The following is a 15,359-nucleotide window of genomic DNA, read 5'->3' on the forward strand; positions in this document are numbered from 1 at the left end:
AAAAACTTCCCTCGACCGGGAAGTTTTCCAACCAGCGCATCACGGTTCAGCCAAAGACGTAGGAGACGATCAACAGCGAAAAGATGACGCCCGCCAGATCTGACCACAGCCCAACCCGCAGGGCGTAGGCGGAATTGCGGATGCCGACCGCGCCAAAGTAGACGGTCAGCACGTACAGCGTGGTATCCGTGCTTCCCTGCATCGTGGCGGCCAGCCTGCCGATAAACGAATCGGGTCCGTACTGAGCAATCAGGTCAGTGGCCACCGCCAGCGACCCCGTGCCGGTAAGCGGGCGAAGCAGCGCGAGCGGGACGATCTCTTCCGGCACGTGCAGTACCTCGAGCAGCGGTTTCAGGACGGAGAGCAGCAGTTCCAGCGCTCCGGATTCACGGAACATCGTAACAGCCACCATCATCGCGATCAGATGGGGCAGGATGCGGATGGACGTGGTCAGCCCGCCTTTGGCTCCGTCGACAAACGTCTCGTACACGGGAATCCGCCTGTGCCAGCCGTACACCAGCACGAACGCGATCGTGACCGGAATGGCCCACAACGAAATCAGGGAAACCCATTGGTACATGCCGGCTTCCCTCCTTTATCTCAGCCTGCGGGTGTGACGGTATCGGTGCCAACGATCCAGCAGCAGGGCGACAGCCGTAGCGCCGAACGACGCCAGGAGCGTCGTGCCCACGATTTCGACCGGATTGGCCGAGCCATACTGCATGCGAATCGCAATCATCGTCGTGGGGATCAGGGTAATGCTGGCCGTGTTGATCGCCAACAGTGTGCACATGGCCGGGGTGGCGTGCTGTTTGTCGGGATTCAGTTTTTGCAATTCCTCCATCGCCTTCAGTCCCATCGGCGTGGCCGCATTGCCCAGCCCGAGCAGATTTGCGCTCATATTGGACAAGATGTAGGCCATGGCCGGATGTCCGTTGGGCACGTCGGGAAACAGCCGCTTGATCAGCGGCGCCATCAGCCGGGCGAGCACATCCAGCAGCCCCGCTTTCTCGGCGATGCGCATCAAGCCCATCCAAAAGGCCAGCACGCTTACCAGCCCGAACGCGACGGTCACCCCTGTTTTGGCTCCTTCAAATGCTGCCTGATTAACCGCATCCAGCCGTCCGTTGACGGCGGCCACGACGATGCTGACGACGATCAGGGCGAGCCAGATGACGTTAAGCACCCCACATCCCTCCCGCCATGATCTCCCAGACATGGTCCCAGAACGTCCGCGTCCGCCCGGGCGTCCAGGCCGGTGAGGTATCCTGCACGGTGAGCGGCACCCGGCCGATCAATCGGTCGCCGAGGTACACCTGCAAAAATCCGACGTGACTGCCGATCATGCGCTTCGTCACGGACGGCTGGAGCAGTTCCACTTTCGTGCGGATCTGTTCGGCTTCGCCGTTTTGCAGCGGGTAGGCAAACTCGTTGATCGTCACCAGACGCAGCGATGGATCTTCTGCTGCAACATTTGCCTGAATCGTTTGCCCCTTGGCCACGACTTTGCTCACGGCAAAGTGCTCAAACCCCCAGTCCAACAGCTTCATTGAGTCATTCCAGTCATCCGGCGCATTGAGCGTAATGGCCGCCAGCTGCCGACCGTCCCGCGTAGCGGAGGAAGCCAGACAGCGTTTGGCCAGCTTGGTGTAGCCGGTCTTCACTCCGTCCGCGCCGTTGTACAGATGCAGCAGCTTGTTTTTGTTCTGCAAGCGCCGGTCCCATTTCTCCCCTTCCCACGAAATGGTCTTTACCTTGGTCGAGACGATTTGGCGAAAGATCGGATTGCGCAGCGCGTAGGCGGAAAGCTTGGCCATATCCTCTGCGGTGGAATAGTGCATGTTGCTGTCGTCGAGACCGTGTGGATTGGTGAAGTTGGTGTGGGTCATGCCGATCAGCGCCGCCTTTTCATTCATCAGGTAGACAAAACCGGGCACTGATCCGCCGACGTGATGGGCCACGGCCACGGCAGCGTCGTTGCCGGAGCGGAGCATCAGCCCGTACAGCAATTCTTCCAGCGTCAGCTTTTCGCCCTGCTTGAGGTAGATGGAGGAGCCTTCCACTCCGACCGCTTCCTTCGGCACGGTCACGACGTCCGAAAGCCGGCCCGACTCGATTGCCACAATCGCCGTCATGGTTTTGGTCAGGCTGGCAATCCGCATTTTTTTCGTTCCGTTTTTGGAGTACAGGATGCGCCCGCTGGCCACATCAATCAGGGCGGCCGCTTCCGCGGAGACGTCGGGGAACCCGTTTGCGGCCTCCACCTGCTGCTGCATGAAAAATATCTGCCAAAAAAGAAAAACGACGAGCACGCCGCACAGTTTTTTCCGTACCTTCATAACGTCCTCCCCAACGAATGTAGTACCGGCAGTTTGTACCAGTATATGGGGACGAGTCGTTTGGTAGTACCGAAACTGTCCGATGGCGACTAGCTAGTCGTTTGTCGTCTCTTCCGCTTTTCCGAACAGGGCGGACGCCTCCATCCGGGCTTCCTCGATGTTCAGGTTGACAGGCGGCTCAGGCAGATCACTCAATTCCCGCAGCCCGAAATGTTCCAAAAACTCCTTGGTCGTGGCGTAGAGGATCGGCCGCCCCACGCCTTCCGCCCGGCCCGCTTCACGGATCAGCTGTTTGGAGAGCAGCGTATTCAGCGCCTTTTCGCACTTCACGCCGCGTATCTCCTCGATTTCCGAGCGGGTGATAGGCTGCTTGTACGCGATGATTGCCAGCGTCTCCAGCGCCGCCTGGGACAATGTGGACTGGCTCGGCGACGAGGCCAGCCGTTCAAAATAGGGGGCGTGTTCCGGCAGGGTGGTCAGTTGGTAGGCGCGGGCCACCTCCACGATCTGAATGCCGCGTCCCGCCCGGCGAAAATCTGCTTTCATGTCCTCGATCAAATCGACGATGGTATCTTCCGGCACTTCGACAATCTCGCTGATTTGCTTGGCGTCAATGCCCTCGTCGCCCGAGATGAACAGCAAGCCCTCGATGACGCCCTTCAGCTTGTCATAGTCCATCAGCTTGGGCTCCTTTCTCCGTATTCTCGCAGATCATGATGTCGTGAAACAGCTTGTGCTGCACGCAGGTAACGTGTTTGGCCTTCATCAGCTCCAACAGGGCGAGAAACGTGGTGACGATCTCCGTACGCGACGCCCCTGGTGAAAAAAGCTGAAAAAAGCGGATCATGCCGCCGCCCACCCGCAAAAGCTGCCGGATGTCCTGCATTCTGTCCTTGATGGAAATTTCATCACGCGACACCTTGGCAATCGGGTCTTTCTCCTTGACCCGTTTCACCAGCTTTTCCAGTGCGCTTAGCAGGTCGTACAGGGTGACGTCCTTGATCGTCTGCTCCTCTTCGCGGACGTAGGGAGACAAGTCTTCCGCCGGACGCGTAAACACCTGGTTGCGCCCTGTCTCCATCTCGCGGAGCTGATCGGCCAACAGCTTGTACCGTTTGTACTCCAGCAGCCGCTGCACCAGCTCTTCCCGCGGGTCTGCCTCTTCCACGTCCATGTCCAACAGCGGTTGAAACACGTGCTCTTCCTTGCGCGGCAGCAGCATTTTGCTTTTGATCGACAACAGTGTGGCCGCCATCACGACGAATTCGCTGGCCACATCCAGCTGAAGCTGCTGCATCGTGTCGATCGTCGCCAGATACTGTTCGGTAATCTCCGCAATCGGGATATCGTAGATGTCTACCTCCGCCTTTTCGATCAGGTGCAGGAGCAGGTCGAGCGGGCCTTCAAAGGAATCTAGTTTGATGCTGTATGACACAAGTAACTCCCTCGTTTCCCACTGGCTAGAACAGCGATAAGATGGCGGTAGCCGCATCTGCCACCAACGAGATGGTCATGCTCAGCGGCGTGCTGAGAATCAGGCCCCGCAGCGCCGGCAGGAAGATGAGCAGCAGCAGAAGCCACGGTCCGTATACCTCCAGCTTGTAAAAGAATCCGTCCCAGCGGCGCGGCGATAGAAACCGGACGATTTTGGAGCCGTCCAGGGGATGGATCGGCAGCAGGTTGAACACGAACAGCGCACAGTTGATGAGCACGCAATTAAACAGCGTTTCATGAATGGCGATAGCAGCCTTTTCGTGCATCCCCATCAACATGTACGACTTCATCACCCAGCCGTAGATCGTCATGAAGAAAACAGCCAGCACGAGGTTGATCAGCGGGCCGGCCGCCGACACGTAGACGATCCCCAGCCGTTTGTTGCCGCGGAATTGCAGTGGATTGATCGGCACGGGCTTGGCCCAGCCAAACGGTCCGAACAAAATCAAAATCAGCCCGAATGGGTCAATGTGGGGAATCGGATTGAGCGTCAGCCGCCCTTCCCGCTTGGCCGTGTCATCCCCCAGCTTCCAGGCCACGTAGGCGTGCGCCCACTCGTGCAGCGTAAAGGCGATGACGAACGCAATCAAGCGAAACGGCACCGTTTCCCACTCAAAATGAAACAGATCCGAAAAGTCCATTCCGTTCTCCTCCGAAAAAATCGCTATCTTCTAGCATACCAGCAGACTGGGAGGGATACAACCCCGAGTGCATGGGAGAACGGGGCTCTATCGACAAGCAGCACAAAATCCCCTCCGGCAGACTGGCTTCGCCCTATACGCACCTGGGCGTTTCCCGCAGTCCACCGCGAGGGGATTTGATGAATGCAACGGATATGCTCCCTTGCCGCTATTCAGCGAACACTTCCACTTTTTCCATTCTGTCGCCTTGCTTGATCGCATCCACGTGCTCCATGCCTTTCGTCACGCGGCCGAAAACCGTATGAACGCCGTCCAGGTGGGGGAAGGAGTCGTAGCAGATGAAGAACTGGCTTCCGCCCGTATCCTTGCCCGCGTGTGCCATCGACAGGGAGCCGCGCAGATGCTTGTGCGGATTGCCTTCGGTCTCGCACTTGATGGTGTAGCCCGGACCGCCGGTTCCTGTGCCGTACGGGCATCCGCCCTGCGCCACGAATCCGGGGATGACGCGGTGGAACGTCAGGCCGTTGTAGAATCCCGAATTTGCCAGTTTTTCAAAATTGGCCACTGTTCCCGGCGCTTCCTGATCGAACAGTTCCAGCTCGATCTGGTTGCCGTTTTCCATGGTGATCAACGCTTTTTTCATTCTATTGCCTCCAGACGTGGGAAGAGTCATAACGCCCCCATTTTACCACGCTGCACTTCCCTCGTCCAATCTCTTCCGCTGCTGTCTTAGCGCAGCACTTCAGCACATGTGGGAAGCAGGTCGTGACGGATCAGATCGGCGAAGCTCTCCCGCTTCACCACCAGCTGCGCTTCGCCGTCCTTGACAAAGACGACCGCAGGGCGCGGAATCCGGTTGTAGTTGTTGGCCATGGCGTAGCCGTAAGCGCCAGTGCTGGTGACAGCCAGGATGTCGCCCGCTTGTGCCGGCGGCAGCGTAACATCCCAGATCAGCATGTCCCCCGTCTCGCAGCATTTGCCCGCAATCGAGACCTGTTCTGTCGCCGGTTCGTTCATGCGGTTGGCGACAGCCGCCTCGTATTGGGCCTGGTACAGCGCCGGCCGCAGGTTGTCGGTCATCCCGCCGTCCACGGCCAGGTATTTGCGCACGTCAGGAATCTCCTTGCGAGAGCCGATGCGATACAACGTGGTGCCTGCCTCTCCGACAATGCTGCGGCCCGGTTCGATCCACAGCTCCGGCAGCGGGATGTCACGGGCAGTCAGTTCCTGCCGCACGGCTGTCGTGATTGCTTTGACGTACTCCTCTGGCGGAAGCGGCGTGTCCCCCTCCACATAGCGGATGCCGAAGCCGCCGCCAACGTTCAGCACTTGCGGAAGATAGCCAAACCGCTCTTTTGCTTCCAGAAGTAGTTCTGCCAGTCGCTCAACGGCGATGATAAAGCCGTCCGTCTCGAAGATTTGTGAGCCGATATGGCTGTGTACGCCGAGCAGGTTCAGCCAGTCGCTTTCGTGGGCCTGCTTGATCGCGTCCAATGCCTGCCCGCTCTTGACATCAAACCCGAATTTGGAATCCTGCTGGCCGGTGGAAATGTATTCGTGCGTATGCGCCTCTACACCGGGCGTCACGCGCAGGAGCACCGCCACCTTCTCATTTCGCTCCTCGCCCAACTGCCGGAGGATGTCCAGCTCGTAAAAATTGTCGACGACGAAACAGCCGATGCCGGCATCCAACGCCATCGTAATCTCTTCCAATGATTTATTGTTGCCGTGGAAGTGAATCCGCTCGGCGGGAAACCCGGCCTGCAGGGCGGTGTACAATTCGCCGCCGGAGACGACGTCGAGCGACAGCCCTTCCTCCTCCACCAGCTTGCACATGGCCATGGTGCAAAACGCCTTGCTTGCGTAGGCGACCTGAAAACGGAACCCGGACTGGCGGAACGCCTCCATGTACGCCCGGCATTTGCTGCGAATCAGCGCTTCATCGTACACGTACAATGGCGTCCCGTACCGGACAGCCAGCTCCGTGACGTCACAGCCGCCTATTTCCAAATGTCCCCGTTCGTTTACTCGACTGGTCCCGTGCAAAAACATCCCCAAATCCTCTCCAATCTCCTGCTGCATACCGTGCGGTTGCGTTGTGTCTTTATACATAAAGGCAACTGAGCGCAATTGGCCAGTTGCCGTAACCACCTAGCATCCGAGGCTTACCATTCAATTTACTACAATAAAGTGCGTTTGACAATGGGTTAGGGCTTAATTGTCAGAAAATTCCCCGGCAGTCTACTGCCGTGACGAGTCGGAGGAACGGACAATGCTCGGCCGCTTGTTTTTCATCGGCACGGCCATGCGGATCACCACGTCCTTCATCGCCTTGTAGTTGAACGGAATAAACGGCCAGAGGTACGGGGTATCCAGCGAGCGGGTGGCGGCCAATCCCACCAGAACGACGGTCAGCCCAATCATCAGTCCGGCCGTGGAAAAGAAGCCGACCATCAGGATGAGGAAGAGGCGGACAAGCCGATTGGCCTGCGCCAGTTCATAACTGGGGGTGGCAAACATGCCGACGGCGGCCACCGCCAGGTAGAGGATCACTTCAGGCGCGAACAGCCCCACCTTGATCGCTACTTCCCCCACCAGAATCGCCGCCAGCAAGCCCATCGCGATTGACAGCGGCTGCGGCGTGTGAATCGCCGCCATCCGCATCAGATCGAGTCCCAATTCCGCCAGGACAAACTGCCCCAAGAGCGGAATTTCCGCCTTTTTCTTAATGCCGATATAGGCAAGCTGATCCGGTATCATCGAAGGGTGCATCGCCAGCAGCAGCCAGACTGGCAGCAGAAAGACAGAGGCGAAGATTCCAAAAAAGCGTACCCAGCGCAGATAGGCACCGACGACAGGGGTCTGGCGATACTCCTCGGCGTGCTGGACGTGATGAAAATAGGTGGCGGGCGTGATCATGACGCTCGGCGACGTGTCCACGTAGATCAGTACGTGTCCCTCCAGCAGATGAACCGCCGCCACGTCCGGCCGCTCCGTATAGCGGACGAGGGGAAACGGGTTCAGCGTTTTGCCGATGATGAATTCCTCCACGGTTTTTTCCGCCATCGGAATACCGTCAATCTGGATATTTTGCAGACGCTGTCTCAGCTTCTGGATCAATCCCTCGTTGGCCACATCCTTCAGGTAGGCGAGAGCCACGTCGGTTTTGGTCCGCTCCCCAATCTGCATGATTTCAAAACGCAGCCGTTCGTCCCGAATCCGCCGCCGCGTCAGAGCGGTGTTGGTCACCAGCGTTTCCGTAAACCCGTCGTGGGCGCCGCGGACGATTCGCTCCGTATCCGGCTCTTCCGGCTGACGCGTGGGCAGTTCCTTGGCGTCCATAATGATCGCTTCCGTCGACCGGTCGATGATAATTCCCACCTGGCCCACGAGGAGCTTGTCTAAAAACTCGTCGGTGGTGGACACTTTGGTCAACTGAAAAAACGGGATGTACTTGTGGTACAAATGTTCGAGTACGTTGGACTGCATGTCCCGCTCCCGCAAATCGTTCAGGTCGCGCATTACCTGAACGACGATGTCGGAACTGGCAAAGCCGTTTATGTAGTACAGCAGGAGACGCGTGCCGCCCACGGTAAACTCGTGCACACCCACATCAAAACTGACCCCCACCCCCAGCTTTTCATTCAGATACTCCTTGTTCTCGTCCACGAATTCCGAGATGGGGCGCCGTTTCGTCGCGACTTTCTGTGCCATGGGAACCGCTCCTTTCCAGTATCCATTTCACCGCTCTCAATGTGACCGGGCACCCCTTGTGCAGGTGATCCCTGCCCTGCATCTTGCCGATGTCCCCGATGCCGATGATGTTGGGCACCTGCAGCTCGTTGAGGACGTCAACCGTATCTCCGTAGATGCGGTTTTCCAGCGAGTCATCGGGAAAACCATTCTTGTCCACTGCCTCGTCTACAATCCGCTCCCGGTTGTCCACCGAGACCTTCACTGACGCCCCCCTCACCCCTTTGGTGTTGGAGGCGACGGCGATGGCGCCCAGGACTTCTATATCGGGATGCCGGACCACGTATTCGAGTGCCCGTTCGCCCTGGCCACGTCCGACGTCGCCGTTGTCGTCAAACATGACCAGCACCGGATCGGAGGCAGCCGTTTTGATCAGTTCCACGATCTGCTTGCCGGACAGAGGCGTGGGATTTCCCGCTGACAGGGAAATGGCGCGGCCGCCGATCTGACGTGCTACGGCCTCTACCGCTTTTTGCGCGACGTGATCACCGTCGGTCACCAGAATGACTTTTCGCCGTTGTCCGCCCATGAGGATCACCGTCCCGCTGCATCGGTATTTCAGCCTTTGGGTTTGAAGACAAGTGATGCCAAAAAGCCAAACGCGATCGCCGCAGAAATCCCGGCGCTGGTAACCTCGAATATACCGGTGATGACGCCGATCAGTCCGTGTTGTTCCGCTTCGCTGATCGCTCCGTGATACAGCGCATGGCCAAAGCTGGTGATCGGCACAGTGGCTCCGGCGCCGGCAAAGTCGATCAGCTTGTCGTACACGCCGATGAAGTCCAGAACGACACCGGAGACGACCAGCGTGCTCATGACATGGGCGGGAGTCAGTTTGGCGACATCCATGAGCAGTTGGCCCACGACGCAGATCAATCCGCCCACCACGAATGCGATGAGGTATTCCATTACGCTTCTCCTCCTTCCAACGCCACGGCGTGGGCGATGCACGGGATGGAATTGCCCTGCTGGTAGCTGACCGGGCTTAACAACGCGCCGGTGGCACACACCAGCACTTTTTTCAGCAGCCCTTTGTTCAGCTGGTCGACGATGTAGCCGTAGGTGACCACGGCACTGCTGGCACAGCCGCTGCCGCCCGCGAACACCTCCTGTTCGGGTGAGTACACCATTAAGCCGCAGTCGTTGTATACGCCTTCCATGTCATACCCTTCCCGCTGCATCCATTCCTTGACGATTGGATACCCGACCGATGCCAGGTCACCCGTGACGATCAAATCGTAATCGCGCGGAGTTCGGCCGGTGTCGGTGAAATGAGTCTGCAAGGTAGAGACGGCAGCGGGCGCCATCGCCGACCCCATGTCAAACGGGTCCTTCACTCCCATGTCCACCACTTTGCCGATGGTCGCATAGGTAATACGCGGCCCGTTTCCGCCGATACCGACCAGTCCCGCCCCCGCTCCCGTCACGGTCCACTGGGCAGACGGCGGCTTTTGTCCGCCGTACTCGGTCGGATAGCGGTATTGACGCTCGGCTGTCGCGTTGTGGCTGCTGCAGGCGGCAATCGCCCGGTTGACGTAGCCGGCGTTCACCAGCGCTGCCGCGTTCGCCAGAGTGAGCATGGAGGTGGAACAAGCGCCGTACATGCCCATGAGCGGGATGGCCAGCTGCTCTGCCGTGAAGTTGGTCGTAATGTTTTGGTTTAAAAGGTCACCGGCGATGATCACGTCGACATCCTGTTCGGTCAGCCCCGCCTTGTCCAGAGCAAGCTGCACCGCATCCTCCATCAATTGACGCTCTGCATCCTCCCAGCAATCCTGGCCGGCATACATGTCGTCGTATACCTTGTCAAAATAGGTCCCTAGCGGCCCTTCCCCTTCCTTGGGGCCGACCGCAGTCGCCGAAGACACAAGCCGCACGTCCCTGGTGAACTGCCAGGTTTGCCGGCTAACCCGGAATTCCCCTGCTTGGCTGCCCACGATACGTCCCCCCTTACGTGAACATCTTCCAGAGTGTCTTCAAGATGCCCGCGACAAAGGCGGCCACCACGCCAAACACGATGACGGAACCGGCCAGCTTGAACATGTTGCCGCCGACCCCCAGCACATATCCCTCGCTGCGATGCTCAATCGCGGCAGAGGCGATCGAATTGGCAAACCCGGTTACCGGCACTGCAGAGCCGGCTCCCGCATACTGGCCGATGTTGTCGTAGATGCCCAGGCCGGTCAGCAGCACGGACAAAAAAATCAGGGTGGCCACGGTCGGATTGCTTGCTGTTTTTTCGGTAAATCCGAAAAAGCTGATATACATGTTCTGCAAGATTTGTCCCAAGAGGCAGATCGTCCCGCCTACCCAAAAGGCGCGCAGCGAATTGAGCAGGACGTTTCGCTTTGGCTGGTATTTGGCCGCCTGTTGCTGATACAGTTGCTTCGTCATGGGCATCGAATTGGACGTTTTCGTCTTGGTCCCCACCTTGATCACTCCTTATTGATTCATAAGTGCAGTGCTGCCACTCCTGACCGCATGCATATGGCATATCCATATGATTCCAATTACGATTCACTTCTATGAATGGATGTGTTTTCCATCATAGTGCGCGATTACAAGTGAAACAGCCACTGCAGCAGTGACCCGCCAATCTTTCCGAACACCATCGCCATCAGCAGGACAATCAGCTTATCGTCCACGTTCAGCCTTTTCGCCAAGATCGGAAACACGTTCAGCACCTCGGTCAATCCCGCCGCCAGCATGCCCACGAACACGCCGGCGATGATGCCGTACAGGGAAGTGATCACCAGCGGCAGACGCGCCACCCATTGAAAAAAGTCAGCCAAGGTAAAAAACAGGGCACCGGCCACGAGCGCCCATTCCAGCGCCTGTATGTAGCGCTTGGCATTGGTCAGCTGCGCCAGCCGCGGAATGATGTCCAGCACGGTGATAAAGGCGACGAATCCGCTGCCGACGGCCACTCCCCCTCCCAGTCCGATCAGCACCAGCAGCAGATAATGCCAGACGTTCATGTCTTGGTCCGCTCGTTTTCCTTGTTTTCGTGCTGGATGTAATACTGATCCAGGCTTTGCTGATACATGAACAACTCCACTTCCAGCGGACTGGGCTCTTCTGTAATCCGTTTTTTAAACAAATGATTAAAAAACAGGATCATCCCCAGTCCGATTCCGATCGAATAGGGGATTTGCAGCCACAGCGGCTGCTCGCTCGCCTGCCCGGTGATCAGGTAGTGGATCCGCTGATGAACCTGCAGCATGCTCACGTCCGTATGAAAGTTCATGATCGCCAGCCCCGACCCGACAAACAGCAGCAGCCATACTGCGGCTACCAGCACCAGTTTGGGCCGTTTCCGCGGGTTGAGCACTTCCACGATGATCTGCGCCGCTCCCTGAATCTCCAGCGGGGTTTCCGGATAGGCAGTCCGGATCTTGCGAATCACCTGCATGATGTCGATGATGATCAGATCGCCGTCTTCCGGCTGCACGCGATAGACAGGCATTCTCGCTAATGCCTTCTCCCGTTCCCCGTCCCAGTAGAGCTGGCAGATGTCTCCCAGGGTGATCACCGCCTGCGGTTTGACAGACAGCCGTTTTCGCAGTCGCAGATACAAAGGTTCTTGCACGTCCACCCCTCCTTTGTGCCCTGCCGATCTTTCGCTAGTATGCGCCGTTTGCCGGTCCTATCATGCAGTTGCAGCCTCACACTTTATCGCGCATAAAAAAAGACCAGACGAGCTTACTGCTCAATCTAGTCCCAGACTGAAGACAAACGGTTCATTGAGTTAACGTCCACAAAAAATGATTTCCAGGCCAAAAGGCCTGCCTATTCATCAACCGAAGCGGAAGACAATGGGCATCGCATGGCGGGATGGGCCAAGCGAGCTCCTTTGACGACCGACTCAGCGAAAAAAACGAAGACGCGGGAATCAACAGGGGACACAAGTCTCACTTCATCGAAATACCCAGATGTTTGTCCCCTGCCCGCGTCTCGTTTTGGAGCGGACTTCATCCGCTTCTGTGCTGGGCGTCAAGCGAGCGAGCGGGCCCGATCTCCCATGCGCCGCGAACTTTGTCTACACGCTGAGACCAGACGAGCTTACTGCTCAATCTGGTCCCTGATTGTTTGCAAGATGCGCTTCTCCAGCCGCGACACCTGCACTTGCGAGATGCCCAGCCGCTCTGCCACTTCCGATTGGGTCTGATCCTTGTAGTAGCGCAGATAGACGATCAGCTGCTCCCGCTCGTTCAGCCGGCTGATAGCGTCCTTCAGCGCAATTTTTTCAAACCATCGGTTGACGCCTTCATCGGCAATCTGGTCAATCAGCGTAATCGGATCACCGTCGTTTTCAAACACCGTCTCGTGAATCGACGACGGCGCCCTGCTCGCTTCCTGAGCCAGCACCACCTCTTCCGGCGTAATGCCCACAGCCTCCGCCACTTCCGAAATGGTCGGCGCCCGGCCGTACGTTTTATACAGCTCGTCTTTTGCCCGCCGCACCTTGTTGGCCGTCTCCTTGAGAGAGCGGCTCACCTTGACCGTCCCGTCGTCGCGCAAAAACCGCTGAATTTCCCCGATGATCATCGGCACGGCGTAGGTGGAAAATTTGACGTCGTACGCCAGGTCAAACTTGTCCACGGCCTTCAGCAAGCCGATGCATCCAATCTGGAACAGGTCGTCCGCCTCGTAGCCGCGGTTGATAAAGCGCTGGACGACCGACCACACCAGCCGGATGTTGCTGTTGACGAGCAGCTCGCGGGCTTCAGCATCTCCCTTCTGGCTCTTGGCAATCAATTCCTTCACTTGATCATTGGTCAGAAAAGGCTGACTGGCATTTTTGATATCGGCACCCATTGGCACTACCCCTAATTTTGCAAGGCTTTGGCACACGAAAGGCGTTTGGTCAGGCGAACGGTGGTTCCTTTTCCGACGGCGGTCACCACCTCCAGTGTGTCCATGAAATTTTCCATGATCGTAAAGCCCATTCCGGAGCGTTCCAGTTCCGGCTTGCTGGTGTAGAGCGGCTGCATGGCCAGATCGACGTCCTCGATGCCTTTGCCCTGGTCTTCTACCAGCAGATCGACCAGGCCGTCTTCGATGCTGACAGAGATGCGGACCACGCCTTCAGCGTTTTCCTCGTACCCGTGAATGATCGCGTTGGTAACAGCCTCGGACACAACCGTTTTGATCTCTTCCAACTCTTCGACCGTCACATCCCATTGCGAGATGAACGATGCGACGGCCACACGGGCAAACGCTTCGTTTTGGCTCAGGGCAGCAAACGAGACCGTCATGAAATTGCGCGTGGTCATCTTACGCCACCCCCAGTACATGCAGCGCTTCCGCTTCGCTTTCGCGGAACTTGATCACCTTGAACAGGCCTGACATCTCAAAAATCCGGTAGATGGTCGGATTGATCGAACATACGACCATTTCGCCGGAGCGGGCAGATATTTGCTTGTAACGGCCGAGAATGACTCCGATGCCAGAGCTGTCCATGAACGCCAAATCGGCCAGACTGAGTACGATGTGGCGTATATGCGGATTGCGCAGAATCCCATCCACCGTGCTGCGCAACTCTTCCGCCGTGTGGTGATCCAGTTCTCCCTGCAAACGGACGACCAGCACGTCCTGCTTGGTCTCCGTGGCGATGCGTAGACTCATGGCTGACACACTCTCCTTCATCCCGTAGTTCTCTCTCTTTTCTGTCCGGCTTGTTCCATTTCCTGCCAGGCGACAAAAGAACAAAAAAATCGAGCAGCCGAAGGTCACATTCGTGGCAACTCGATTCTTTTCGCGATCGTGCTGACAGTTCAATAGCCAATCAAGACGTGTTTTGTGGTTCGCTTGAGAATCTCCCACATGCCTGCCTTCTCTATCGATTGCTCCGGATAGAGATCAATACGGCTTACTTCTTTGCCTTCCTTGTTTCGGATGAAGATGTGACCGACAACCTGGTCTTTGCTGATGGGCGCATTTACCGTCTGATTCAGGACGACCTCCCTGGTGTAGTGATCAGACGATTCGCCCCGCTTCATCAGCAGACTGACCGCTTGCGGTGTAATGACATTGACCTGCGGCAGCTTTCCCTTGTCCACGGTGATCGGCTGCACCACTTCTCCCTTTTTATAGACCGGCTGCACCTGGAAGTGGGTAAACGCGTAGGTGAACAGCGTGGCCACTTCCGCATTGCGCGTCTTGGTATCGGGTTCTCCCATCACGACGGCGATCACCCGCATGTTGTTGCGCTTGGCAGTTGCCGTCAGGCAGTATTTCGCTTCGCTGGTGTAACCTGTCTTCAGCCCGTCCACCCCTTCGTAAAACCGGACGAGGCGGTTGGTGTTGACCAGCCAGAACGGATTGTCCGTGTCTTTTCGCAAATAGTCCTGATAGGTCCCGGTATATTTGGTAATCAGTTCGTGTTTTAACAGCTCGCGGGACATAATCGCAATGTCCATCGCCGAGGAGTAATGATTGGGGGCCGGCAGACCGTTGGAATTCACAAAATGGGTATTCTTCATGCCGAGCTGCTTGGCCCGCTCGTTCATCCGGGCCACGAATGCCTCTTCTGTGCCGGCCAGATGCTCGGCCATGGCGACAGAGGCGTCATTGCCGGACGCGATTGCGATACCCTTGATCATGTCTTCGACGGTCATTTCTTCTCCGGGCTGCAAAAAGATTTGCGAGCCCCCCATCGACGCCGCCCGTTCGCTGGTGCGAACCTTGTCGGTCAGCTTGATCTCGCCTCGATCCAGCGCTTCCATGATCAGCAGCAGCGTCATCACTTTGGTGATGCTGGCCGGAGGCAGTTTTTCATGCGCGTTTTTCTCGAACAGAACGGTGCCCGTATCCGCTTCCATCAAGATGGCGGACGTCGCGTGCGGCGCGAAATTCATCTCCTTTTGATCGGGGGCGGGTTTTTCATTGGCTGCCGCCGCCATTGGAGAAAAGAAAGCAACACATGTGATGAGCACAGACAGACCCAGATTCAGCGTCCTTTTCATAGCATTCCCTTCCCTCCATTCATGGTTTTATTCTGACCAATCAAACAGGAAAATATTCACATGGAAGGCAACAGCGGATTCCGAGAGCGAAACGCCTCACACGGGACAGGCAGCTCCCACCACTACCTTTCCCATTTTTGCTAAAGAAAAGCCCCCTTCGCCCG

The 15,359-nt window shown here is 57.2% G+C and carries 19 protein-coding genes; all 19 read right to left on the reverse strand.

Translation table 11 applies throughout. The features are described 5' to 3' along the window. Nucleotides 1–46: 46 nt before the first annotated feature. Entirely contained in the window at nt 47–580 is a 534-nt protein-coding gene (locus KDN35_RS03050; RefSeq protein ID WP_171565542.1) for a spore maturation protein, read from the reverse strand. Nucleotides 581–595: 15 nt separating this feature from the next. Then, nucleotides 596–1,186 carry a nucleoside recognition domain-containing protein gene (locus KDN35_RS03055; protein ID WP_171565543.1) on the reverse strand — a complete coding sequence of 197 codons (591 nt, stop codon included), beginning with the start codon at nt 1,184–1,186 and terminating at the stop codon, nt 596–598. After that, entirely contained in the window at nt 1,179–2,339 is a 1,161-nt protein-coding gene (locus tag KDN35_RS03060; RefSeq protein WP_212132037.1) for a D-alanyl-D-alanine carboxypeptidase family protein, read from the reverse strand. Before KDN35_RS03060 ends, KDN35_RS03055 begins: the two co-directional genes overlap by 8 nt. Nucleotides 2,340–2,432: 93 nt before the next feature. Continuing rightward, entirely contained in the window at nt 2,433–3,017 is a 585-nt protein-coding gene (gene scpB, locus KDN35_RS03065) for an SMC-Scp complex subunit ScpB (protein ID WP_171565545.1), read from the reverse strand. Then, entirely contained in the window at nt 3,007–3,774 is a 768-nt protein-coding gene (locus tag KDN35_RS03070) for a segregation/condensation protein A (RefSeq protein ID WP_212132038.1), read from the reverse strand. Before KDN35_RS03070 ends, scpB begins: the two co-directional genes overlap by 11 nt. A gap of 25 nt (nt 3,775–3,799) precedes the next feature. After that, the gene (locus tag KDN35_RS03075) at nt 3,800–4,474 is read right to left on the reverse strand and encodes a site-2 protease family protein (RefSeq protein ID WP_212132039.1); all 675 of its coding nucleotides are present in this window, start codon (nt 4,472–4,474) and stop codon (nt 3,800–3,802) included. A 208-nt stretch (nt 4,475–4,682) separates the two neighbouring features. After that, nucleotides 4,683–5,117: a peptidylprolyl isomerase gene (locus KDN35_RS03080; protein ID WP_029099542.1), complete on the reverse strand. Its 435-nt coding sequence runs from the start codon at nt 5,115–5,117 to the stop codon at nt 4,683–4,685. Nucleotides 5,118–5,203: 86 nt separating this feature from the next. After that, nucleotides 5,204–6,526, reverse strand: a complete 1,323-nt coding sequence (gene lysA / locus KDN35_RS03085; protein ID WP_171565548.1) for a diaminopimelate decarboxylase — start codon at nt 6,524–6,526, stop codon at nt 5,204–5,206. 189 nt (nt 6,527–6,715) lie between these two features. Further along, nucleotides 6,716–8,188 carry a spore germination protein gene (locus KDN35_RS03090; protein ID WP_171565549.1) on the reverse strand — a complete coding sequence of 491 codons (1,473 nt, stop codon included), beginning with the start codon at nt 8,186–8,188 and terminating at the stop codon, nt 6,716–6,718. Next, the gene (spoVAEA, locus tag KDN35_RS03095) at nt 8,115–8,756 is read right to left on the reverse strand and encodes a stage V sporulation protein SpoVABEA (protein ID WP_212132040.1); all 642 of its coding nucleotides are present in this window, start codon (nt 8,754–8,756) and stop codon (nt 8,115–8,117) included. Before spoVAEA ends, KDN35_RS03090 begins: the two co-directional genes overlap by 74 nt. A gap of 29 nt (nt 8,757–8,785) precedes the next feature. Continuing rightward, nucleotides 8,786–9,136, reverse strand: a complete 351-nt coding sequence (gene spoVAE / locus KDN35_RS03100) for a stage V sporulation protein AE (protein ID WP_171565551.1) — start codon at nt 9,134–9,136, stop codon at nt 8,786–8,788. After that, nucleotides 9,136–10,164 carry a stage V sporulation protein AD gene (gene spoVAD, locus KDN35_RS03105; RefSeq protein WP_212132041.1) on the reverse strand — a complete coding sequence of 343 codons (1,029 nt, stop codon included), beginning with the start codon at nt 10,162–10,164 and terminating at the stop codon, nt 9,136–9,138. Before spoVAD ends, spoVAE begins: the two co-directional genes overlap by 1 nt. A 13-nt stretch (nt 10,165–10,177) precedes the next feature. Beyond that, a complete protein-coding gene (spoVAC, locus tag KDN35_RS03110; RefSeq protein WP_216369384.1) occupies nt 10,178–10,627 on the reverse strand; it encodes a stage V sporulation protein AC in 450 nt (149 codons plus the stop codon). A gap of 158 nt (nt 10,628–10,785) precedes the next feature. Beyond that, complete coding sequence (locus KDN35_RS03115; RefSeq protein WP_171565554.1) at nt 10,786–11,205, reverse strand: stage V sporulation protein AB; 420 nt, start codon at nt 11,203–11,205, stop codon at nt 10,786–10,788. After that, nucleotides 11,202–11,816, reverse strand: a complete 615-nt coding sequence (locus tag KDN35_RS03120) for a stage V sporulation protein AA (RefSeq protein WP_171565555.1) — start codon at nt 11,814–11,816, stop codon at nt 11,202–11,204. Before KDN35_RS03120 ends, KDN35_RS03115 begins: the two co-directional genes overlap by 4 nt. Nucleotides 11,817–12,289: 473 nt before the next feature. Further along, complete coding sequence (sigF, locus tag KDN35_RS03125) at nt 12,290–13,045, reverse strand: RNA polymerase sporulation sigma factor SigF (protein WP_171565556.1); 756 nt, start codon at nt 13,043–13,045, stop codon at nt 12,290–12,292. 11 nt (nt 13,046–13,056) lie between these two features. Continuing rightward, nucleotides 13,057–13,503 carry an anti-sigma F factor gene (spoIIAB, locus tag KDN35_RS03130; RefSeq protein WP_171565557.1) on the reverse strand — a complete coding sequence of 149 codons (447 nt, stop codon included), beginning with the start codon at nt 13,501–13,503 and terminating at the stop codon, nt 13,057–13,059. A 1-nt stretch (nt 13,504) separates the two neighbouring features. Beyond that, on the reverse strand, nt 13,505–13,855 hold the full coding sequence (gene spoIIAA, locus KDN35_RS03135; protein ID WP_212132042.1) for an anti-sigma F factor antagonist: 351 nt from the start codon (nt 13,853–13,855) through the stop codon (nt 13,505–13,507). A 149-nt stretch (nt 13,856–14,004) separates the two neighbouring features. Beyond that, on the reverse strand, nt 14,005–15,195 hold the full coding sequence (locus KDN35_RS03140) for a D-alanyl-D-alanine carboxypeptidase family protein (RefSeq protein ID WP_212132043.1): 1,191 nt from the start codon (nt 15,193–15,195) through the stop codon (nt 14,005–14,007). Between the last annotated feature and the right edge of the window lie 164 nt (nt 15,196–15,359).

The sequence above is a fragment of the Brevibacillus sp. NL20B1 genome, assembly GCF_018195675.1.
In the GTDB taxonomy this organism is placed as follows: domain Bacteria; phylum Bacillota; class Bacilli; order Brevibacillales; family Brevibacillaceae; genus Brevibacillus; species Brevibacillus aydinogluensis.